We start from the raw sequence: 290 nt of genomic DNA, 5'->3' as shown, positions 1-290 counted from the left end.
TGCCCGCGATGGGCGCCTTTGGCCACGACAAACAGCGCATCAGCGTCGGTCTCGGGACGCTCAGCGAGCAGATAGGTTTGGATCGCGCCGGCCACGTCGGTGTCGATCGGCACCGACCGTTCCTTGCCGCCCTTACCGAACACCCGAACCCAGCGCCGGGCGATGTCGACATCGATGACCCGCAGCCCGAGCACCTCCGCTGACCGCAACCCCGAGAGCAGCATCAGTCCGCCGATCGCGCGATCGCGTCGACTACGGAAGCTGCCCAGCAGCGCCGTGGACTCCTCCCG

At 67.9% G+C, this 290-nt stretch carries 1 protein-coding gene; it reads right to left on the bottom strand.

Annotated features, from left to right (window positions below):
* The coding region (locus AC5Y49_RS24885; protein ID WP_499892035.1) for a tyrosine-type recombinase/integrase at positions 1-290 on the bottom strand (290 nt) is incomplete at both ends.

It is taken from the genome of Mycobacterium sp. NGS62 (genome assembly GCF_059812285.1).
Note: the sequence above shows the minus strand (reverse complement) of the source record. Positions and strands in the feature narration are given on the sequence as shown.